At 47.4% G+C, this 23216-nt stretch carries 17 protein-coding genes; 13 read left to right on the top strand and 4 right to left on the bottom strand.

Annotated elements, in window-relative coordinates; translation table 11 throughout:
• The first annotated feature begins 2 nt into the window (after positions 1-2).
• The 8 genes from QUB33_RS12525 (at position 3) to QUB33_RS12490 (ending at position 9761) form a co-directional block, all read left to right on the top strand.
• Positions 3-611 (top strand): DJ-1/PfpI family protein, encoded by a 609-nt coding sequence (locus QUB33_RS12525; protein ID WP_333350814.1) that lies wholly within the window; start codon positions 3-5, stop codon positions 609-611.
• Between the two features lie 53 nt (positions 612-664).
• Positions 665-2488, top strand: a complete 1824-nt coding sequence (locus tag QUB33_RS12520; protein WP_333350811.1) for an AGE family epimerase/isomerase — start codon at positions 665-667, stop codon at positions 2486-2488.
• A gap of 157 nt (positions 2489-2645) precedes the next feature.
• Positions 2646-2978 carry an anti-sigma factor antagonist gene (locus QUB33_RS12515; protein WP_333350809.1) on the top strand — a complete coding sequence of 111 codons (333 nt, stop codon included), beginning with the start codon at positions 2646-2648 and terminating at the stop codon, positions 2976-2978.
• A gap of 84 nt (positions 2979-3062) precedes the next feature.
• Positions 3063-5177 (top strand): glycogen debranching protein GlgX, encoded by a 2115-nt coding sequence (glgX, locus tag QUB33_RS12510; protein ID WP_333350806.1) that lies wholly within the window; start codon positions 3063-3065, stop codon positions 5175-5177.
• A 53-nt stretch (positions 5178-5230) separates the two neighbouring features.
• Positions 5231-5569: an anti-sigma factor antagonist gene (locus tag QUB33_RS12505; RefSeq protein ID WP_333350804.1), complete on the top strand. Its 339-nt coding sequence runs from the start codon at positions 5231-5233 to the stop codon at positions 5567-5569.
• A 248-nt stretch (positions 5570-5817) separates the two neighbouring features.
• Entirely contained in the window at positions 5818-6279 is a 462-nt protein-coding gene (locus QUB33_RS12500; protein WP_333350802.1) for a putative quinol monooxygenase, read from the top strand.
• A 101-nt stretch (positions 6280-6380) separates the two neighbouring features.
• Complete coding sequence (locus tag QUB33_RS12495) at positions 6381-6737, top strand: carboxymuconolactone decarboxylase family protein (RefSeq protein ID WP_333350800.1); 357 nt, start codon at positions 6381-6383, stop codon at positions 6735-6737.
• Positions 6738-6911: 174 nt separating this feature from the next.
• A complete protein-coding gene (locus QUB33_RS12490; protein WP_333350798.1) occupies positions 6912-9761 on the top strand; it encodes an antibiotic biosynthesis monooxygenase in 2850 nt (949 codons plus the stop codon).
• Between the two features lie 196 nt (positions 9762-9957).
• On the opposite strand, the gene QUB33_RS12485 is transcribed toward QUB33_RS12490, so the two are convergent.
• From QUB33_RS12485 to QUB33_RS12475, 3 genes are all read right to left on the bottom strand, one after another.
• On the bottom strand, positions 9958-10140 hold the full coding sequence (locus QUB33_RS12485) for an NfeD family protein (RefSeq protein ID WP_333350796.1): 183 nt from the start codon (positions 10138-10140) through the stop codon (positions 9958-9960).
• Between the two features lie 79 nt (positions 10141-10219).
• On the bottom strand, positions 10220-10408 hold the full coding sequence (locus tag QUB33_RS12480) for an NfeD family protein (protein ID WP_333044087.1): 189 nt from the start codon (positions 10406-10408) through the stop codon (positions 10220-10222).
• Entirely contained in the window at positions 10405-10644 is a 240-nt protein-coding gene (locus QUB33_RS12475; RefSeq protein WP_333350793.1) for an NfeD family protein, read from the bottom strand. Before QUB33_RS12475 ends, QUB33_RS12480 begins: the two co-directional genes overlap by 4 nt.
• Positions 10645-10858: 214 nt before the next feature.
• On the opposite strand from QUB33_RS12475, the gene QUB33_RS12470 reads away from it, so the two are divergent.
• From QUB33_RS12470 to rodA, 3 genes are all read left to right on the top strand, one after another.
• The gene (locus QUB33_RS12470; RefSeq protein WP_333350791.1) at positions 10859-13270 is read left to right on the top strand and encodes a tetratricopeptide repeat protein; all 2412 of its coding nucleotides are present in this window, start codon (positions 10859-10861) and stop codon (positions 13268-13270) included.
• 61 nt (positions 13271-13331) lie between these two features.
• Complete coding sequence (locus QUB33_RS12465) at positions 13332-13679, top strand: VOC family protein (protein WP_333350789.1); 348 nt, start codon at positions 13332-13334, stop codon at positions 13677-13679.
• Positions 13680-14011: 332 nt separating this feature from the next.
• The gene (gene rodA, locus QUB33_RS12460; protein WP_333350787.1) at positions 14012-15271 is read left to right on the top strand and encodes a rod shape-determining protein RodA; all 1260 of its coding nucleotides are present in this window, start codon (positions 14012-14014) and stop codon (positions 15269-15271) included.
• Between the two features lie 519 nt (positions 15272-15790).
• Here the strand turns inward: rodA and QUB33_RS12455 are convergent.
• The gene (locus tag QUB33_RS12455) at positions 15791-17155 is read right to left on the bottom strand and encodes a proton extrusion protein PcxA (RefSeq protein ID WP_333350785.1); all 1365 of its coding nucleotides are present in this window, start codon (positions 17153-17155) and stop codon (positions 15791-15793) included.
• 52 nt (positions 17156-17207) lie between these two features.
• Here QUB33_RS12455 and QUB33_RS12450 point away from each other — a divergent pair, with 52 nt between their 5' ends.
• Positions 17208-19418, top strand: coding sequence for a recombinase family protein (locus QUB33_RS12450; protein WP_333350783.1), 2211 nt, complete (start codon positions 17208-17210; stop codon positions 19416-19418).
• A gap of 380 nt (positions 19419-19798) precedes the next feature.
• Positions 19799-23068 carry an Ig-like domain-containing protein gene (locus tag QUB33_RS12445; RefSeq protein ID WP_333350781.1) on the top strand — a complete coding sequence of 1090 codons (3270 nt, stop codon included), beginning with the start codon at positions 19799-19801 and terminating at the stop codon, positions 23066-23068.
• Positions 23069-23216 lie beyond the last annotated feature (148 nt).

Genomic DNA, 23216 nt, shown 5'->3' with positions numbered 1-23216 from the left:
GTATGGCAACTGACAGTAAAGGCAAAATTGGTGTTTTGATTGAAGAACATTTTGATCCTACCGAATATCGGGAATTCAATGATTTTTTTCCGAAACACGGTTACGAAGTCGAGTACATTTCTCACTTGTGGGGAAATCAACAATTAACTTTCGGATCGAACCCAGAAAATGATCAAGTTGAATATCATGTGACTGTCGCTACAGAAGTCAATGATATCGCTCCTTCTGCCTACAAAGGCATCATTGCAATTGGGGCTTATGCTACCGATCGCCTGAGATATCAGGCGAAAGTCAAAAAAGGTCAAAAAAACCAAGCGCCAGCGGTAGAATTTCTCAGAAAGTCGATGCAAACCGAAAGTGTAAAGCTTGGAACAATCTGTCACAGTTTGTGGCTGTTCTGCGCCGACTCAGATTTACTGAAAGGGCGGAAAGTGACCTGCGCTCACAACATCATCTGTGATGTAGAAAATGCCGGCGCAGAAGTCGTCTACGACGAAGAAAATGAAGTCAGCGTTGACTTAGTAGTAGATGGCAACTTGATTACCGGGAAGCATCCAGGCGTTGTAGACCAATTCATGAATGCTTTTTTGAAAGAAATCGAGAACAAGTAAAAAACACAGGCGAGTAAACCGAAAAATTCTAATCAATTAGCAGAGGAAAAAGAATGGAACGGATGAATTTTTCTTTCTCCGACACGATCGGAGGATATGTTACCCAGTTCAACCGCAGCGATAAAAGCTTCGGCATCAAGACATCAGACGGTCGCGAATATACTGCGTACCTGACACCAACTACTTACGGCCGGATTACCCAAAACCTAGAAGAACCTTACCTCAGCGCCACCGAACGGTTTGCAGAACTGCTGCACCCCGGCCAGCACGTCTTCGCTTACGGTGTCTTCTACCCTCAAGGCGAAGGACACAAATTTGAAGCCAAATCTTTAGTTTTTGCCGGCGAAGCACCCGAAAACTATCGCCACGAAGAACCGGACTGGTGGATTAAGCAAGTCCGATCGATCGCTGACTGCTACCTGAAATGGCAATTTGGCTACCCCAAGCAGCCAATTGACTATAAGGAATATCGGACGATGCTGAATCTGTCCGGGAGCAAAAAGCAAGACGACTACTTGCAAGAAACTGACACCGTTTCCCGCTTGGTTTATGGGTTTGCTTCAGCTTTTTTAATGACAGGCGAAGACCGCTTTTTAGAAGCTGCTGAAAAAGGTACTGAATACCTGCGCGATCACATGAGGTTTTACGACCCCGATGAAAACCTGATTTACTGGTATCACGGGGTACGGGTCAAAGGACAGCGGGAACAAAAACTGCTCACTTCTGAGTTTAGCGACGACTACGATTGCATCCCCGCTTACGAACAAATTTACGCTCTTGCCGGCCCGATTCAAACTTACCGAATTACCGGCGACCCGCGCATCCTTAAAGATGCCGAAATGACCGTCGATTTGTTTGACAAGTTCTTCATCGATAAAGAACAAGGGGGTTATTTCTCCCACATTGATGCCCTTACCCTCGATGCCCGCGCCGAGTCCCTAGGTCACAACCGCGCTCGCAAAAATTGGAACTCAGTCGGCGACCACGCACCTGCGTATTTAATTAACCTGTATCTGGCAACAGGCGACCAGAAATACGCCGACTTTTTAGAGGACACTTTTGACACGATCGCCAAGTATTTCCCTGAGTACGAAACCAGCCCGTTTGTTCAGGAAAAGTTCAATGAAGATTGGACTCCTGACAAAATCTGGGGCTGGCAGCAAGACCGGGCTGTTGTCGGTCACAACCTGAAGATTGCGTGGAATTTGATGCGGATGCAATCGCTTAAAGCCAAAGATAATTACAAAGAATTGGCTGAAAAGATTGCGGAGCTCATGCCCGATGTGGGGAGCGATCGCCAACGCGGCGGCTGGTACGATGTCGTCGAACGTATGATCGAGCCAGGTGAAGAACAGCACAGATTTGTCTGGCACGATCGCAAAGCTTGGTGGCAGCAAGAACAAGCAATTTTAGCTTACTTAATCCTCAACGGCCTGACTCAAAACCCAGAATACTTGCGCCATGCTCGCGAAGCCGCAGCCTTCTACAGTGCCTTCTTCCTGGATCATGACGACGGTGCAGTTTACTTCAATACTTTAGCCAACGGACTGCCGTACTTGCTAGGAAATGAGCGCTTCAAAGGCTCTCACTCCATGTCTGGCTATCACTCCACCGAACTGTGCTATCTCTCTGCGGTTTACACCAACCTGCTGATTACTAAGCAGCCGATGGACTTCTACTTCAAGCCAATGCCGGGAGGATTCAAAGACAATATCCTGCGAGTTTCACCTGATATTTTGCCCCCCGGTAGTATCAAAATCGGTGCTTGTGAAATCGACGGACAGCCCTACAGCAACTTCGACGCAGATAACTTAACCGTTCAGTTGCCGGATACCAAAGAGCGGGTGAAAGTCAAAGTGCAGATTGTCCCGGTATAGTCAGCACTTTGTTACCTAAAGTGAGAATGAATGCAGCCTGAATTGCTAGTTTTATACTTAACAAGTATAGGCTGCTTCCTCTTTATCTCAGGATAATTGTTTTCTTCATCCCTGGGAAGAAGCTCCCAATTTTAATTTATTTACAAAGAGGTTGAGCGTGGATATTGCCATTAGTAAAACAGCAGACATAACAGTTGTAAAGTTGGAGGGAGATATCGATGCTAGTACCGCACTAGGAGTTCAAGAAAAGGTGCTGACTCTGGCAGAACCGGGGACTAAAATTCTCTTAGATATGACTCTAGTCCCCTATATGTCTAGTGCTGGCTTACGGATGCTGCTGTCACTTTATCGGCAGGTATCGGCTAAAGAAGGCAAACTTGTATTGGTGGGGGTTGCTGAGGAAATTAAAGATACAATGGACGTAACTGGATTTCTCAGCTTTTTTACAACTTGCGACACGTTAGATGCAGGAATAGCGGCTCTGAAGTAAGCCGCAAAGTCAATTAAATCACGTCAATCTTTGGCTTGTTAAGGTGCGATCGCTGTTCAGAATTTTAAATTAGTAGGACAGGTAATGGAACGAATAGACATTCACCCCACTCACAAACACGGCGATTTTAAACTGCGTGTAGGTCGCCCCATGCCTTTCGGAGCGAGTCTGGTGCCGGGAGGAGTTAATTTCTCGGTATTTTCCAGCTATGCTACATCCTGCACGCTAGTGCTATTTAAAAGACACGCTAAAGAACCGATCGCGGAAATTCCATTTCCCGATGAGTTCCGAATTGGCAATGTCTTTACCATGACTGTATTCGAGATCGATTACGAAAACATCGAATACGGCTACCGCATGGACGGCCCTTTCAATCCAGATGCAGGTCATAGATTTGACAAAAACAAAATTCTCTTAGATCCCTATGCCAAAATTATTGGCGGCCGAGATGTTTGGGGCGTAACGCCGGATTGGAATGATATTTATCAACACCGATCGCGGATTAGTTTTGATGACTTTGATTGGGAAAATGACAGACCTCTGGAAATTCCGCCGGAAGACCAGGTAATCTATGAAATGCACGTCCGCAGTTTTACCCGCCATCCCTCTTCTGGCGTGAAACATCCGGGAACTTTTGCAGCTATACGCGAAAAAATTTCCTACTTCAAAGAGTTGGGCGTTAATGCGATCGAACTCATGCCAATTTATGAGTTTGACGAATTTGAACATTCTCGCCCCAGCCCGATCACGGGGGAATTGCTGGTAAATTATTGGGGATACAGTACCGTTGGTTTCTTTGCGCCCAAGGCTGGCTATGCGGCAACTGGCAAACTAGGAATGCAGGTTGATGAGGTCAAAGCACTCGTCAAAGAACTGCACAAAAATGGCCTTGAAGTCATTTTGGATGTCGTCTTTAACCACACAGCAGAAGGAGACCAACGCGGCCCGACAATCTCATTCCGGGGGCTGGACAATAAAACATACTATATGTTAACCCCGGAAGGTTATTACTTTAACTTCAGCGGTTGCGGCAATACGCTCAATTGTAATAACCCGATCGTCCGCAGTATTGTGTTGGATTGCTTGCGCTACTGGGCGAGTGAATATCACATTGACGGCTTCCGATTTGACTTAGCAGCTATTTTAGGTCGCGATGCTTTGGGCTATCCGCTATCTAATCCGCCATTGCTGGAAACACTGGCATTTGACCCAATTTTAGCGAAGTGCAAACTCATTGCTGAAGCTTGGGATGCTGGTGGTTTGTATCAGGTTGGTTCCTTCCCCGCTTACGGACGTTGGGCGGAGTGGAATGGCAAATACCGCGACAATATTCGCAAGTTTTTGAAAGGAGATGGTACTGTCGGAGATGCGGCACAGTGCTTGCAAGGTTCACCGGATCTCTACGCTCATCAAGGCCGCGGCCCGGCTACTTCAATTAATTTCATTACGGCCCACGACGGTTTTACTCTGGCTGATTTAGTGTCTTATAACGAGAAACACAATGAAGCTAACGGGGAAAATAATAACGACGGTGGCAATGATAATGACAGTTGGAATTGCGGCGCGGAAGGCTGGACGGACGATCCGGGGATTAATGCTTTGCGATCGCGCCAAATGCGAAATGCGATCGCGATGCTGATGGTCAGCCAAGGCGTGCCGATGATCCTCATGGGTGATGAAGTCGGCCGCAGTCAAAATGGCAACAACAATACCTACTGCCACGACAACGAACTCAATTGGCTGGATTGGGATTTATTAAAAACCAACGCCAGTCTATTTCGCTTCGTCAAAAACAGCATTGCCTTCCGCAACGCTCACCCCGTACTGAGAAATAAATATCACTTCCAGAACCGGGACTATGTGGGCAGCGGCTATGCAGATATCACTTGGCACGGCACCCAAGCGTGGAACGCCGACTGGTCGCCTAGCAGCCGCACCATAGCGTTCATGCTTTGTGGCAAACACGCCAAAGCAGGAAGCGTTGAAGATAACTACATTTATGTAGCGATCAATATGCACTGGGAGGCGAACTGGTTTGAAATTCCCGGTTTGCCGGAACAGTTGCGATGGCACATTTCTGTGAATACCGGCTGCACGTCTCCAGATGATATTTGGGAACCGGGAACGGAACCCAAATTAGAAAACCAGCACGGTATTCTGTTGGGCGATCGCTCGATCGTCATCTTAGTCGGCAAGTAATCTCATCATCAAATTAATCCCACTCACAAACATCTCCAAAAGGACAAAAAATTATGGCTTTCACTGCAACCCTAGAATCATCAGGTAATGCTGCAAAAATCAAACTGACTGGCGAATTAGACGCAAGTTCTGCACAGATATTCAAAGACGAGATTGAGAAAGCGGCTGTCAACAAGCCCAAACATTTAGTGTTGATGCTGCAAGAGTTAGAGTATATGGCGAGTGCCGGGCTGCGAGTCCTGATCTTCGCCAAACAAAAAATGGGAGTTGATGTCGATATTTACGTGGTTGGCGCTCAGGAAATGATACTTGATACCTTGGAAAAAACCGGATTTATACAAGGTGTCATTGCCGTTGACGATTACGATTCTATCGAACTCGAAAGCGCCTGATAGCCTTAGTAAAGAAGATTAGGACTTACGCACAGACTATACTTGTAGGGTTCTTTGCACACCGCACCTTACCACTACATATAGTGTAAAAATAGAAGGAATGCAGCGTAAGTCCTGAAGATTTTAGGTTTTAGAAGGACAAGCTGCCTCCTAAAATCTAAAGTCTGTGTCAGAGCCATCTAAGATAGGTTTCACCAGCTCACTACTCAAGTTACTAGCTCCCTAACCATCAAATACAGATATAAGAGATGCGAAAACCATATTTTCTCAAAAAAATTCCAGGAATCACTAAGCTTTTTTTGATGGTTTTTGCAGTTTTTGTTTGCACAATATTGAGCAGTGAAATCTTTGCTCAGGTTCCATCAAACAAGCAACAGGATAGTAAGGCCAATCTGCCATTAGTTGTAGCCAATCGATTTGAAATTCAACCCGAACAGCGCGATTTATTTCTGAAATTAGCAACGGCAGCTCTTGCTCCTACGCGAGCTGAACCAGGCTGTATCAGCTACGGATTTTATGAGCAACCAACAGCACAAAATTCTTTTATCTACTATGAAGAGTGGAAAGATCGCACAGCTTTAATCGAACATTTGGAGAAACCTTATGTTCAACCATTGCTCACAAAGTTTTCAGAACTCCTTAATGGTTCTATGGTGGTTAGAGTTTATACTACTAACAGTGTTGCTAATGAGTTGCCTCAGCCTAAATAGTAAGGAACCTTTTGCTAAATCTAACGCCCTAGTCTTAGGGCGTTAGATAGATTACTTGGAAATGCCTGCGTAGTAAAGTTTAATTAGGAAGGTAAAGCCTCATGGAAAACTACAAAAATGCCGTTTTGGATGATTTAGCGCTGCAAGAAGGACTGAAGAAAATTAACCCTAAATTTGGTGATTTTGTGACAAGAGTGGCTGGAGAAGCTTGGGGATTGCCACTCATCGATCAAAAGACAAAAGCTCTCATCACCATTGCTGTAGATGTAGTGAATCAGGATCAAGTTGGCCCTGGGAACCCCTTTGGAGCTCACGTCTCTATGGCTCTCAAGCAGGGAGCTACTTATGAGGAGATTGAAGAATTACTGCTGTTTATGTGTGTCTATGCTGGCTTCAATAAAGTAGCTGGTTGTTTTGGGGTGTTGAATGAGATAGTCGCTCAAATGCGATCGGATTAGTAGCGAACAGTTAACTGTTAACAGTTGACAGTGCTATTTTTATGACCGGGATTTCAACCCAATAAAGTAGGGTGCGTCGCTGCGATAATTTTGGCGAATTGCAGTTACCACAAAAGCGACGCATCATACCGCGATATTGGAACAGAGGCAAAATTTTTGGGAAATTAAGCAATCATGTTAGAAATCGAACAAGATGACACTCGGAAAGCTAGCCACGCTGGTCACGACCACACTGAGGACAATACTCAGAATACCAGCACCACTACTGACAAACTACCTCCAGGATTTAGCTGGCCTAGTTTCTCTAAAGAGGACAGATATAACCCCAATGCACCCTACAATCAAGCTCCTCAATTCCAATGGCCTAAAAATATTGGATTGCCAATTCCCAAAAACTTCTCTGCTACGAATGTTTTAACAGAACCTAGTGGCGATCCTAACGGGGCAAAATTATCATTTTATACAGGATTGCAACAGGAAACTAGCCCTGGTTCAAATCAGTGGGATTCTTTTCCTGCTGGTGAAGCACAGCAATTTTTAACTACCAGCATCAGCAACGCTGCTGTACAAGCATTAAATCCCGAAACTAAACAGGGTCTGCCCGTTGATTTAACTGCTATTTCAACTTCAACTCAGGCTCGACCTTACACTATGGGTCTGACTGTCACCCCCTACAATGCTGGTCCGATTCCTCACACTCACTGGGCTGAAGAAGAATGGTTCATTTTATTGCAAGGGGAAATGGATGCTTGGTTACCCGTTGCTAATAAAACTCCTTATAAAATCGGCGAAATTCCTGGGCAAAATGGTATTCCTAAAATTGAAGATTACTACTATGTACACCTGACTCCTGGGCAAATTGGCTTTTTGCCTGCCGGATACACCCACAACTACAGAAATGCAAGCCCTACTAAAGAACCTCTGACTTTTCTAACGATTTGGTCGAGAACGGATCAAAATGCGACACCGGGAGGTATTGAAGAATTTTTTGCCAAAGAAGGTATTGGCGTCTTTGCTGATACTGCCAATCAAGCTGCTGCGATTGGCTCACTCTATAATAAAAATCCTGGTACACCAGAGTTTATTGAGAGCCAGCAAAGATTCACTGATTATTTCAACCAATTCCCGGACTACCATGTTTCGCTCAGCCAGAATTTTGGAAGTTATTTAGCGAATGGAGGTAATTGGAACCCAGCCATTCCCGAAGATACTCAACCTATCCCCAGTCCGCCCCCAAGTCCACCGTTTAATCCACCAGCCCCCAATGCTCCCAGTAAGTCAGTTAAGTTTAATATTCCTCTCGATCCAGCACCCATCAAGCGATGGAGTATTAATACTGGAGCCGCTAATTCTCAGCAATTGCTAAGTTTAGTCAGTAATTACGATAAAAATACTGAACAACAGCAGGGTAATTACTCGACCGATTTTTACCGAGATCCGAACAATCCTCAAAATTTGCTCTTGATTGAAAAATGGAACAAGTATTCAGACTTGGATCAGTATCAAAAATCAGATAGTTACAAGCAATTTGAAGAGGGACTAAAGTCAATAGGAGCTGAAGTTAATACTCCTACAATCGATATAGTCGAAACGGACAGTCAAATCAACAGTGAGAAAATTTTAATTGGCAAATTTAAAGCCAAGGCAGGGACTCGCGATCAAATAATATCTCTGGTAGACGACCTGACAAAACAAACTAAACAAGCCGAAACATCCAACAATCTAGCTTTTGAGATCTATGAAGATCCTTTGCAACCCAACCAATACTTTTTCTATGAGAAGTATGTTGATGGAAAAGCATTAACTGAGCACTTAGAGGCACAGTACACCAAAGATTTTTTTGCTAAGTTCTCGCCGCTTTTGGAAGGCAATGGACTTTCAGATAAAACCGTTTCTGAGATCCGAATTGATTCGGTTCGTACATCGTCGGCTAGCGATCCGCTAACAGGTGTATACCAGGGTCAGAAAAAGGGTGTAGATACTCTCACTGGTCTGTTTAAAGATACACCTGAGCTATCTGTCTCTTTAAATGCCAGTAATGGGATTGTAGCTGTAAATAACCAATCCAATACGCCCGGTGTAGGGATTAATCTTTTGTTCGCGGCTGGACAACCCAGCAATCAACCTGTTGAATATGGCGTCTTTGCTGTCGATGATGGTAATAATCGGGTGAATGGTCTTCTGCCAACCGATAGCGGATACTTAGAAGCAGTGCGGAAACGAGCGATCGTTTTATTCAATACCACTGCTAATAATTCTCCCAGTGCTGCTAATACATCCCGAAACATTCCTGTTGAAACCACGGACAAATTAGCTATCTATCAAATTGGTGGCGGATCAATTTTTGATGCTAATCCTGCTATCAAGTTCTCCTTCCAAGACCCTCAGTTTTCTGCACAGCCCACTGGCGATGCTCTATCTTTTCAGTTTTCTGACGGTTCGGGAGGGACGATCGCCTTAAACGGGCCTGTAGAGAGCTTTGACGATATCATTGGCCATCGCCAGACTAAGGGGCGCAATGTTCTGGATACTTCCACAATTGTCGATCGCAAAATAAAAGCAGACATCGACATCACTAAAAATCCCCAACCTAATGGTTTGACCCATCGGATTGGACTTTACGAAGTCCTCAATAAGAAAGGTGATGTTAAAGATCCGTTAACGGGTGAAATTGTGACAGCAGAAAACCCTAATTACGCGAATGTTGTTCTGTCTAAATCAAAGAAAATTGAGCTTGAGACGAGTGCTTTAAATCAAGGTCAACTGAGTAACTCTGGAACCTATCTGTTGGATAGCGGCAAGTTGTACGCGCCGTATATGACAACTTTCGATTCGCAACAGCAGTCGTCAGCGACTTACTTTGCTTATAAGGAAGCTAATCTCGATCGCTCAAGCCATATTATTTCCCTAGGAACTAATCGTTTTGGCCTGGAAGATTCCCCCAGTGGTGTTGTTAAGGGTGACTTTAAAGACATCACAATCAGTATGAAATTTAATTTTGCCGATCCACCTTTTGCGGTATAATAGACATGATAAATTTCTGCTAAAGATTGGTTTTACTTAATTTTGGAATAGCCCAACCTCGCGCTTATGCTTTCAGATAAAAGTGTGAGGTTTGTCATCCCAATAAGGGCTCTAGGAGATTTAAATTCTGTCTTCTATCTTCAGCGTAAGTGCCTTTTGCCTTTCGATAACTCCCCACCTCGATATTGTTTCCCAACTACGCTTCAACTATCAGAGTAATGTTTTCCAGTCTCACGACGCGAACAACTTCACCGGGTGGCAAAGTTATTTCTCGAACGCATTTGGCAGGCCACCAACTGCTTTGAAATCGCACACTGCCGGACTGATTTGGTTTAATTTCTTCTTCAACGATCGCTCTTTCTAAATCGCTGACAGTCATGATTACTTTCTCCTGATTGTAGTTTGGCTGGAACGTTGGGATGCTATAAACCTATAGCTCGACTCCCTAACCCATTGATTTATAACGACGCTTCCACTATCAAAGTAATATTGTCAATTCCGACTACGCGCACCACGTCACCAGGCTCAAAAGTCAGATCTAGATCGCACTTCGCCGGCCACCAACTGTTTTGGAAACGAACGCGACCGGACTCATTAGGTCGAATTTCTTCATCCACGATCGCTTTTTCGGAATTGTCAAAATTCATGATTGCTTACTCCCGATTGTAGATTTGTCTTGACTTTCAGAATTGAGCGCAAACGACGCTGCAACGATCAAAGTAATATTTTCAATTCCCACGACGCGAACCACCTCACCGGGTTCAAAAGTAATGTCTCGATCGCACTTCGCGGGCCACCAACTGTTTTGGAAACGAACGCGGCCGCATTCTTGAGGGCGAATTTGTTCATCGACGATCGCTGTTTCAACATCGTTAATAGACATACCTGCTTGCTCCTGAATATAAACTCGACTCGATCGGTGTGTAAGTTAGAAGCTTGTCTGTCAACTTCCCCTTCACACTCAACAGTATCACCGACCAACCTCGGCCGTGTCAGTCGGTAAAAGTCTATACAATTCCACTGTTTGAGCGTGTAAGCGAGTCGGAAAAAGTCTGTTAAAGTTGTCTCAGATGGGTAACGCTAAACCTGGTGACTCAATGGAAGCGGATCAAGCGCTGGATTTTACTAACTCGTTACTTGTGGCTCGAAACCTGAAAACTCTCGATAACCTTGACAGCGCTATCTTTCGCGAAGCTTGGCAAGGAGTGCAAGGCAGGACGTACCAACAGGTTGCAGATAGTGAAGGGTATGGAGTAGGGACTGTTAAGGATGCCGCCTCTAATTTGTGGAAGCGGCTTTCAGCTTTGTTTGGAGAAGGTGAAAAAGTTAAAAGAGACAACCTTCAAGTGGTAGTAAAGCGCTATTGGCGCAGCTACTCGAAACTCGAACCGCAGTCGGGACAAATTGTTCCGGCCCAAGTATCTCTCGGACTTGATGCGGATTTGGAAATCGAAAATCCGAACTTTTTGGGCCGGTTCGGGGCGATCGAAGATCTCAATACTCTTGTCGCCCAAGGTGCAAAAGTGATTGTCATCCAAAGTGCCGGCGGTATCGGCAAAACAACTTTGGCCAGACAGTATCTCAAATCTCAAGGGTTCGATCGAACCATTGAACTGTTGATGGCAAAAGAGACAGAAAACATCACGGCATTGGAAAGCGCGATCGAAGAATGGCTCAAGCAAGACTTTCAGGAAGAACCAGGGCCAGACTTTGGCGTCACCCTGGGGCGGCTGAAGCGGCAGCTTCAGACTCACAAAGTCGGCGTATTGATTGACAATTTGGAAGCCGCACTCGACGGACAAGGTAAGTTTATTGAACCGCACCGCCTTTACGTGGAACTGTTGCGAGTTTTGGCTGACGCAGCGGTGCAGTCGGTAACGCTGATTACCAGTCGCGATCGACTGTGCGATTCTGATGTCACCGTCGAACACTACTTGCTTCCGGGATTGGAAGTAGAAGTTTGGCGGCAGTTTTTTAGCGCTCGCAACATCAATATAGATGATGTCGCCCTCAAGGAAATGCACAAAGTTTACGGCGGCAATGCTAAAGCAATGGGCATTATTTGCGGCACGATCCGAGAAGATTTTGACGGAGATATGGCGGCCTACTGGCGGGAAAACAGCGAAGATCCGCTCCTTGAAACTGACTTAAAAAATTTAGTTACCAGTCAGTTTAACCGCCTGCAAGAACTCGATGCCGAAGCCTATCAACTCCTCTGTCGCTTGGGCTGTTACCGCTATCAAGACGTGCCGACCGTCCCTACTGACGGACTTTTGTGTTTGCTGTGGGACGTGCCGGAAGCCGGACGCCGACAAATCATTAAATCGCTGTTGCACCGATCGCTAGTTGAGTCTCAGAAGGGCGAATACTGGCTGCATCCAGCAATTCGCGAAGAAGCGGTCGATCGGCTCTCGCCCGGAGACTGGGAAACTGCCAACCGCAAAGCAGCCGAGTTCTGGAGCGAGAGTGTTGAAAATATAGAAACTGTAGAAGATGCCCTGAAAGCTTTTGAAGCTTACTATCATTATGTGGCAATTAGCTGTTTCGACCAGGCCGCTAGCGTTATCCTCAAAAAAATCAATATCCAGTTTGCCGAAGACTACACGCTCGGTAGAGCACTCTACAAATTAGGTTTCTTGCAGCCCTTAATTTCAGCCACTACTCGCATCGTCAACAATGTGACTTCTGATTATTATTTGAGCGGTTTATACAGTATCTTAGGTATTTGTTACCGCATCTTAGGTGAAATAAATCAAGCCATAGAATGCCATCAAATATCAGAAATAAAAGCTACTAAATCTTTGCAAATTATAGCGAAAAGTGGCGAACCAGAAATCGGAAAACAAGCTAATCTGGAATTTTGGAAAGTTAACGCTGCAATTAATATAGGTTTTTGTCAAATAGAAATGCGCGAATTAGAATCAGCTAGGGAGATATTTGTCAAGCTGAAAAGTTCGCGGGACAAAATCGGGATTAATAGCTATTCGATCGATGTCGGGTTAGCTTTCCTCAACTCCTGTGTCGGAGCAAAAAAAGAGGCGGAAGAACTCGCCGAAAAACTTTATGCCGATCGGGAAAACAGTCAGTTGGTGGGTACGGGATACAAGTTAGTTTTTCTCGCCGCCACCTATCAAAACCTGGGAGAGACAGAGAAAGCTTTGAGCTTGTACCGCCAAGCGATCGCCCAAGCCGACCAAAACCAGTACAACACCATCAAAGCCAAAGCTCTCAGCGGTATAGCAGCACTGTACCGAGAACAGGGAGAATTTGACCAAGCCCTGCTGCACCATGCAGAAGCAATAGAAATACTCGATCGAACCAGCGCTAAATTAGACCGAGCCGAAGCTTGCTATCAACTAGCACTAACAGAACAAAAACTTGGTAACATCGAGAAAAGTCAAGAAAATTTTGAGCGCGCCATTCAACTGTTCAGCGAAATGGACGCTAGCAAACAAGTAGAAATAGTACAGTTAGCCGCAACAAAAAAAACAGAAAAAATAGCTAATTAATCGAGAAAAAAATCATAAAATAGATACAATAAATGAAAGAACAACCATAAACTTTGTAGATATGAAACTAAAACGATTGGGACACGTAGCCGTCTGCGTGCAAGACATAGAGAAGTCTGCTGAATTCTACCGCAACTTGGGTATGGAGTTAGTCTGGAAAGATGCAGACTGGGCTTATTTGAAAGCAGGAGAGGACGGATTGGCGCTGTTGAGTCCGAGTTACGACCAAGCAGGGCCGCATTTTGGGTTTGTATTTGACGATCGCGCCGAAATGGAATCCGCCTACGAACAACTCAAAGCAGATGGTGTTTCCGTCACCCACATTCACGAACACCGCGACGGTACTGCATCTTTTTACGGCAGAGATCCAGATGGGAACGGCTTTGAGTACCTTTACGAACCGGCCTGACGATTCTAGGGCTTACGAATCAAAACCCAAGAAACCGGGTTTTTAGCGGTTTCGGCGAGTTGTAACCCGTCTTCTCGACAAAAACCCGGTTTCTGACCAGGTGCGATCGCGAACTAAATTAAGTAAGCGCACAGAAAAAGTAGAATACCCAGATACCCGGTTTGGCGTTCCTTCTTTCGTTCCCGGAACATCCCTACAACTCCCCGAATAATGTGAGGTACTCACACCGATGCTTCTAAAGTAAGGTGCAGACTCTCAATCCCAAATATATCCACAACTTCCGAAAATCGGCTCGATAATCTAAAATCTAAAATCTAAAATCTAAAATCCTCATGTTGCAGAGAATACAAGTCAGAAACCGCTGGAAATTTATCTTCAAACCCTGGGAAGAAGCAGACCCTTGGCTGTTTGCCGCTTGCATCGCCCTCACCATCTTTGGGGGAATCATGATCCACAGCGTGGAAATTAATCAGGGACTCATCAACTGGTGGCGGCACTGGGTAACTGGGGCAGTCGGTTTGTTCCTCGCCATCATCATTTCCCGCTGCCGTTACCAAACACTGATTGAGTGGAAATGGCCGATTTACATATTAATCAATTTGTCCCTGATCGCAGTGCGTTTTATCGGTACTACAGGGCTCGGTGCCCAGCGGTGGATCAACATCGGCGGCTTTTACCTGCAACCATCAGAATTTGCCAAAATAGGCATGATTGTCACTTTAGCAGCTCTCCTGCACGACAAGACTGTTCCCACGGTGGGTAATATGTTGAAGATGCTGGCGATTATGGCTGTACCCTGGGGATTGATCTTTGCCGAACCAAATTTAGGTACTTCCTTGGTGTTCGGTGCAATCACAATGGGGATGTTTTACTGGGGAAATGTCAATCCCGGCTGGCTAATATTGCTATTCTCTCCTCTAATCTCTGTTCTCCTCAATAACCTGTCTACACCGATTTGGGTAGCCTGGGTAGTTATTGCGGGTATTATCGCTTGGCGAACCCTGCCTTGGCCCTGGTTGGGCACTTTCGGTGCTGTGCTGGTGAACGTTGTTTCTGGACAAGTCGGACAGATTTTTTGGAATGTGCTCAAGGATTATCAAAAAATGCGTCTGACAGGGTTTTTAAACCCCGAGAAAGACCCTTTAGGCAGCGGATATCACTTGATTCAATCTCGGATTGCTATTGGCGCTGGGGAACTGAAGGGCCGGGGTTTGTTTCAGGGAACGCAAACTCAGCTTAACTTTATTCCCGAACAGCATACGGACTTTATCTTTTCAGCTATTGGCGAAGAATTGGGTTTTATTGGCTGTATTGGCGTGTTGTTGGTGTTCTGGATAATTTGTTTCCGGTTGGTAACGATCGCTCAAACGGCTAACGATAATTTTGGTTCTTTGCTGGCGATCGGCGTACTGTCAATGTTGATTTTTCAGGTGTTCGTAAATATTGGGATGAACATTGGCTTGGCTCCGGTTACGGGCATTCCGCTGCCTTTCCTAAGTTACGGGAATGCGTCCCTGCTGAGTAATTTTCTCGGCCTGGGACTGGTGGAGGCGGTGGCAAGCCAGCGACAGCGCAAGAAGCGTTGGAATTAGGTCATTGGTAATTGGTTCTGGGAATGCGATCGCGCTTTTGATTTCTTTCGAGAAATTCTGCGGGCGATCGCATTTTTTTTCGCTCTGCCAAGGCGCATCTAAATTTTACGGTTCGTGAGCGGAGCCCTTATGAAAGTTAAGTTTGATAAAATTCTTGTGGGACGCGCGCGAGAACCCGCCCAAAAATAAAATTTAGAGGCCCAACAGCTTAAGTATATCTAATTAATTAAACTACTCCTGACCCAAACAATAAATGCTTTTATGCGCTATGGGTAAGCCACTCTCTGTCCAGTGGAGATCCTACTTATGACGTTCTTAATGTCTGAAACCCTTGCTATTATTACATCTTTTTTTCTTTCTTCCTTTCTTTCTTCTTCCTTTCTTCTTCCTGGCATCCGTTACATCCATTACATCCGCAGAAAGCTAATCCGTTGCCGAACTTCCTTCTTCCTTCTTCCTAAGATCCGTTACATCCGTTACAAAATCCGTTGCCGAACTTCCTTCTTCCTTCGCCTCTAATTATTCGTTCATATTCTTGTACGTAGCAACAGCCGAAGGCGAACTCCGGTTTAAATAACGGAATATCCAATACTTAAATACCGTATCCAAGATAACGGGAAACGTCGCAATGAACAAAAATATGAACTGCCTATTTTCTGGTAGCCCCAAATGCCTCGATAAACCTTCGAGAATTACTTCCCAACCGTGAGGCGAGTGGAATCCGACAAACACATCCGTAAACAAAATAATTACGAAAGCTTTCGCACTGTCGCTGAGGCCGTAAATCACATCGTCCATGAAAGACTTTAAAATCTCAATCTCTTTCTTGTTAGTGACGATAATCGCGACAAACGCCATGCAGGAAATCAAATCGGAAAAAATATTTTTAATAGCTCCACTACTTTCAGCGCGGTATTCCTCGGCTAGCTCAACTGCTTTCTCGGCAATCTTCTTTTCCGTTTCCTCTAAAGAAAGCGACGGAGCAGTGCCTATTAACTTTTCAAATTTGAGATGCTGCTCAAATCTCTCCAGTTCTTGGAATGCTTCTTCTTCCAGGTTAACATTTATGAAAAGTGGGGCTTTTTCTTGGCCTCTAAAATAATCAACTACTGGTCCGACTAGAAAGTTTTTGGAGATTTGATTCGTCAACAGCGGAACTAAAATCAAAAGCAAAATAAATCGGAGAGAAATAATTGTTTTTACTTTGGAATTGCGAAAATTCTTGACTACTTCTTTTTCAGCTCCCGGGTCTAAATCTTTAGTGATACGATTCAAAGTTCCCAAAAGTGAGCGCGGTAACAAATTCACTTCTTCATAGTTAGTGTCAACCTCACCATCGTGAATTTTAACAGAATTAGCTGAACCTTTATTTTGGTCAGGTGGAGAGCTGCTCTTTGTTGTAGATTTTACCTGCACATTTACTGAACTGACCACCGGAACAATTGCCGTCGATCTACTATTATTAATATACTTGTCGATGACTCCATCAATAAACTCTAGCTTCTCAAATACAAGGGAGGCTCTATCCTTATTGTTAAGATGTAATCCGTGCTGGTCATGATCGGCGCTGTGTCCCGTTTTCGGTTTTGCCCCCACTCGCTCCGGCAGTTCCAAAAAAGAACGGCTAGCATTAAACTCAACCATTCTGGTTTCGATGACCTTGAGGTATTTTTGCAGTTCGGATTTAAAGTAAGACAGGGTGCTTTGTCCGTAATCTCCCGATCGCTCAGAGATTCCTTGACCGCCAAAATGCTCGTCTTCGATCGCCTTAATTGCTAACGCAGCATCGTAGGCTTGTTCTAGAGCCCTCTCAGGGGTTTCTCGATACCATTGGTGAAGGCTGTAGAGATATTTTACAATCCTGTTCCACGGAGAAGTATTCATAGCTAAAGCTGGTTAGTTTGCTGTAGACATTAGTGATTAAAGTATTCACGGTATGGTAACAAATTTACATAAATTCAGAACTGCCATTAAGGATTCAATTTGGATTGTCGGATCGGCCCGCAGTGGCAAAACCACTCGTTTAGTAGAGCAGTTCTGCATTTGGAGCCAAACTGTCAAGCCCTTGCCCACAAAAGTTTCAGGGCGATCGAGTTCCGGGCGGCGGCGGGCTGGACAAACTGCCCCAGCAATTTTAGTCTTAGCAGCTAACGGAGACAACCGGCTAGAATTGGCCGATCGCATCGCCGTCGCTACCGAAGGAAAATATACCTTTCACTCCACAACGCCCTTCGGTTTTTTTGAGCAGGAGGTATTGCTATTTTGGCCGCTGCTAGTTCAGTCGCTGGATTTGAGGGCTCAATTTCCCCTGCGGCTGCAACCTGAAACAGAACTGGAACTTGCCACGAGACTCTGGCGTCGCGAACTAGACGAAGGCATTTTGCAACAAACAGGGGTAAGTCCAAACCGAATGGTGCGTCGAACACTAGACTTATTACAACTTGCGGCTGTCAGCGGTACGCCCAGAGAAGAGATTCCCAGCATTCTGGAACAGGGATTTGCTATCTCAGGCGGCTCGACCAACCTGTGGACTAGCATGGGAGAGTTGCTGGAAAGGTGGCGGGAATGGTGCTTGACGCGGGGGCTCCTGACTTACGGGATTGTTTGCGAACTCTACTGGCGCTATTTGTTGCCGGATGGCAGTTACCAGCAGCATTTGGCCTCTAGATACCAAGCTGTGATCGCAGACGATGTTGACGATTATCCGGCGATAAGTCGCCATCTGTTCGATCGAATGCTCGACCAAGGTGCAGCGGGGGCGTTCTCCTACAATTCAGATGGAGGAGTGCGTTTGGGCTTGGGGGCTGACACGGAATACCTAGCCCGACTCGAAGACCGCTGTCAAAGCGTGGAAAATTTGGACGCAAAAGCCGGTTTAGCCCCAGAAATTGGAGATTTAGCGGTAAGTTTAGCAGTTAATTCAGAGGGTTTTTACCCTTTAGGCTTGAGTTTGCCCGGATCGGTTCGATCGCTCCAAACCACTTCCCGGGCTCAACTGCTGCGAGAAACCGCCGAAATTATCGCGGATGCGGTGAAGTCACAAGCCGTGGAACCGCAGGAAATCGCCGTAATTGCGCCCGGGATGGATGCGATCGCCCGTTACAGTTTAACGGAAATTCTCGCGCGAGATGGTATCGCCGCCGTATCTCTCAACGATCAGCGCCCTCTCTCGACTACCCCAGAGATTCGAGCTTTACTCACTTTGTTAGCCTTAGTTTATCCGGGACTCGGCCGTTTAGTCGATCGAGACGGCGCCGCAGAAATGCTGGTAGTGTTGGGCAGCCAGAAACACCGTTCATTGGAAACAGAAGATTCCAACTCGACGTTCAATCTAAAATCTCAAATTCAAAATCAAAAATCGATCGACCAAGTGAGAGCAGGTTTAATCGCCGATCACTGTTTTTGTCCAGATATCGAACGACCTAAATTGCTGCCAATTACAGCCTTTCCCCGGTGGGACCGACTGGGACACCGAGCAGCCGGAGCCTACGAGCAGATTGTGGAGTGGATAGAACAACAGCGGTCGCAACAGCAGGAGCGGCTGTTGCCGACCCCAATTGCCCTGCTCGATCGAGCAATCCAGAAATTTCTAATGAACGACAGATACCTGCCCTACGATCGGCTAGCAGCCCTGCGCGAGTTAATGGAAACCGCCAGCCACTACTGGGAAATCAACGGGCGAATGCAGCGCGTAGAACCAACAAACGGCGGCGACTCAGAAACGATCGCCCGGTTCATCCAGTTGTTGCGCCAAGGAACCGTCACCGCCAACCCCTTTCCAGTTCGTCCAGAAGGCCCAGCAGCCAGAGCCGTCACCCTCGCCAACATCTTTCAGTACCGCAGCAGCCGCCGGGCCCACAAATGGCACTTTTGGCTGGATGCCGGCTCGCCCCTGTGGCTGAGCGGCGGTGCGGCGACATTGTTTGGTGCTCCCTTATTTTTGCGATCGCAACTCGGGCGCCCCTGGGAAACCGAAGACGAAACGACTGCCGACCAACAGCGACTGCGACGAATTCTGCTAGATTTGTTAAGTCGCTGTTCCCTGCTTTACCTTTGCCACAGCGAACTATCCGTCAGTGGACAAGAACAAACCGGGCCGCTTCTGCCCCTAATTAACAGCTCTGTTTCTTGTCAGCAGTCAGGATAAGGCATTCGCTTCTGCAGGCAAGAGGCACATCTGTATTCAGCATTCGACATTCAGAAAGAAAAAATTATGACGGCGAAGATTTTTATTTTTTCTGCTTTTGGATAAATACAGCAGGCTGACTCGAAGCCTGGTTTCTAGGCTCGATCAAAATGCGGCGATATTAAAGTATACCCAAGATAGGCAGCAAAACGTGCAATCATTAATATTTTGAGATCAAAAGATGCCCGGCGTAAAAAATATCTATAGCCGTTGCATTTTTGATTTAGTATGTTAGAAATGATCGGGATTATTAATCAATTTTAAGCCAGATTTGTGGCAACAAACTGATACTAATCAGTTCTTAAAGTTAATCGGGATCGTCGTTTAAAGGAGCCAAAATAATGCCAAGTGCAGTACCAGTAGTAAATATACCAGAACCAACACCAACACCAGAACCAACACCAGAGACCCCAACACCAGAGACCCCAACACCAGAGACCCCAACACCAACACCCGAACCTCCGACGCCGACGCCAACACCAACTCCCTCCGGAGACGACACATTTGGCGGCATAGACGACACATTGGGCGGAGGCCAAGGTACCTCGCCCGCAGTCATCGGCGGCGTCGTCCGCGGCGGAGAAACCAACGACTCCTTAGTTGGCAGTCCCGGGCCCGACGTGATTTCCGGGCTGCAAGGCAACGACAACCTTCAAGGAGCCGACGGCGACGATTTAATATTCGGGGCCGACGATGACGACGTGCTGTTCGGCGGCCCAGGCAACGACGTTCTCGATGGCGGTTTAGGACTCGATACCCTGTACGGAGGCAAAGGCAACGACTCCCTCGACGGGGGAAATAACCCCGACCTGCTGTACGGCAATGACGCCAACGACACGGTAATCGGAGGCGAAGGCAGAGACACGGCTTATGGGGGAAAAGGCAGCGACAGCTTGCGTGGGGGTGCTGGCGACGATAGCTTTTTGGGCGATCGAGGCGACGACATCCTGTGGGGCGACCAAGGTAACGACTCGCTCTTCGGCGGCGATGGTGAAGACTTGGTATTTGGCAACGAAGGAGGCGACTGGCTCTACGGAAACGCCGGCGGGGATACATTTTTTTCCGGCGACGGCGACGACATCGTATTCGGCGGCGACGGTGATGACATCGTGGACGGCGGCGCGGGCAACGACGTTCTTTGGGGCGAAGCAGGCAAAGACGTAGTGGCAGGAGGCGAAGGCAGAGATGTCTTCGTCATCGGTGCCTTCAGTTCCCCCAGCGGCAGCAGCGACGGCACTAACCCGGCATTTCTCACCACAGGCGGCCCCGACATCGCCGATGCCGACATTTTCACAGACTTTCGCCAAGGCGAAGATTTAATCGGGTTAAGTGGCGACCTCAAGTTTGAAGATTTGGTCATCTTCCAAAGCGCCGAGACCAAAGCCGGCAGCACGATTATTCGCAACGGCGTCAGCGGCGACTTTTTAGCAGTATTGCCCGGAGTAGACAGCAGAACCCTAGGGCGAAGCTCATTTGTAATTGCCCCCAGAGTTCCCGGCAGCGCAACTCCCCTTCCCCTACCGACGCCGACAGACAGTCCGACGCCGACAGGAAGTCCGACGCCGACAGGAAGTCCGACGCCGCCGACACCGCCGACACCGCCGACACCGCCGACACCGCCGACACCGCCGACACCGCCAGACGAGCCCCGGCCGACGTTCCCGGGGTCGCCGACACCGGGGTTGCCGACGCCGACAGGAAGTCCCACGCCGCCGACACCGCCGACGCCCATCCTTAACCAACCTCCAAAAGCAGTTAACGACAACTTCACCACGGTTACGGGTCAACAACTCACTCTCAACGTTCTGTTGAACGACACTGACGCGGAACAAAGCGCTCTGACTGTCACGACTTTTGCTCCAGCAAGCAAGGGGAGCCTGGTTCCCGTGGGCGGCGGCGTATTCAAATACACCCCGAATCCCGGCTTCTCGGGTACTGACAGCTTCAGCTACTCGATCTCAGACGGTAACGGCGGCACAAGTCAGGCGGTAGCAACCATCCGCGTCAGCAGCCCGCCGCAGCTAGTAATTAACGACGGTGTGGTGGTTGCCAAAAGTAATCCTACCCAGACAATCACCGCTGCGGATTTGTTAGTGACAGATCCCGACAACACGCCGTCGGAAATCTTTTACACGATTACCAAAGCCCCCGACGCTACCAGAGGTTTTGTCCAAAGGGGCAGCACCTTTCTCAACGTCGGCGGTAAATTTACTCAAGACGATATCAACAACAACATCGTCAAATACAACTTGCTGGCGACAGGTGGCAGCGACACTTTCACGTTTACAGCCTCCGACGGCTCTGCAACTATCGGGCCAGTATCCTTCAGCATCACGGTGGTAGATAATATTGTCGATCGCAGCGCACTCCCGGCCAGCAGCTTTACAGGCAGCAACCTCAGCGACTTCATCCTCGGCGGGGCCGGCGACGATACCCTCTCTGGGGGCGACGGCAACGACCTCATCGATGGTAATGGCAACAACGACCTCGTATTCGGTGAAACAGGCAACGACTCCGTGGTGGGTGCGATCGGCAACGACACCGTTGACGGCGGACTGGGCAACGACACCGTTGACGGCGAAGACGGCATAGACTCGCTGATCGGCGGACTGGGCAACGACCTGATGTTCGGCGGCAATGACAATGACAACCTCTTGGGCGGTGACAACAACGACACCATTGACGGCGGAACAGGCAATGACTCGATGTTGGGAGAATCCGGCGACGACTCGATACTGGGAGGAACCGGGGTAGACACCTTACTTGGTGGCATTGGCGACGACTCCCTCGACGGCGGTGAGGGCGACGACATCCTCGACGGTGGACTGGGCAGAAACTTGCTCGAGGGCGGTATCAATAACGATTCCATATCCGGCGGGGACAGCGATGACACGATTTTGGGTGGAGAAGGCAACGACACGGGACTGGGAGGTTCGGGCAACGACTACGTGTTGGGCCAAGCCGGCAGCGACTCCCTCGACGGCCAAGCGGGCGACGACACTCTCGACGGCGGTGCAGGCAGCGACTGTCTCAGCGGCGCCTTCGGCAATGACTTGGTATTGGGCGGCGATGACAACGACTCGCTTTCCGGCGGTGCAGGCAATGACATTGTGGGTGGCGGTGTCGGTTCTGACTTGCTCACGGGCGATGCTGGCAATGATTTCTTCTACTACGAAACTCCCAGCGAAGGCGTGGACGTGATTGCTGACTTTAACGCTAACGGCAGCGAGACCGACAGATTTTTGTTCAGGTCGTCAAATTTCGCAGGTTTAACCAACTCAGGAACTACTCTCGATTTCACCAGTTTTATCGTCAGGAATATCGGGTCTAGCGGCGACGACATCAGCAAGCAATCAGTCATTTTGTTTGAATCTAAATTTGATAACGCTCAAGCAGTAAATGCAGTGTTGAAGAATCAAAAGGGTTCGAGCAAAACGGGAGCTTTCTTCGTGTACCTGAACAATACTTTTAACAAGTACGTTCTCGGGTTTGACCCGAATGTGGCAGATGACAGTCTCCCAGCTTTTGATTTGGGAGTGTTGAATTCTATTCCTACAGTGCCGGGAGCGCTCAGCACCGTCATTACTGCATCTGACTTTAAGTTTATTTAGTAGTTTTTGAGTAGCGTCGCAAGGAGGCGGAACAATGCCAGAAGCAGTACCACTAAATTTTCTCCTAGGGCGACTACCCGATGAGAACGAGGATAGTTTGGATAGCGGGACGGTGCCCCAGCCTACGCCGTCGTCGGGGACTTCTCCA

The organism is Microcoleus sp. B3-A4 (assembly GCF_036705385.1).
GTDB lineage: Bacteria > Cyanobacteriota > Cyanobacteriia > Cyanobacteriales > Microcoleaceae > Microcoleus.
The sequence above is the reverse complement of the archived record's forward strand: the minus strand, read 5'-3'. Positions and strand labels throughout refer to the sequence as shown.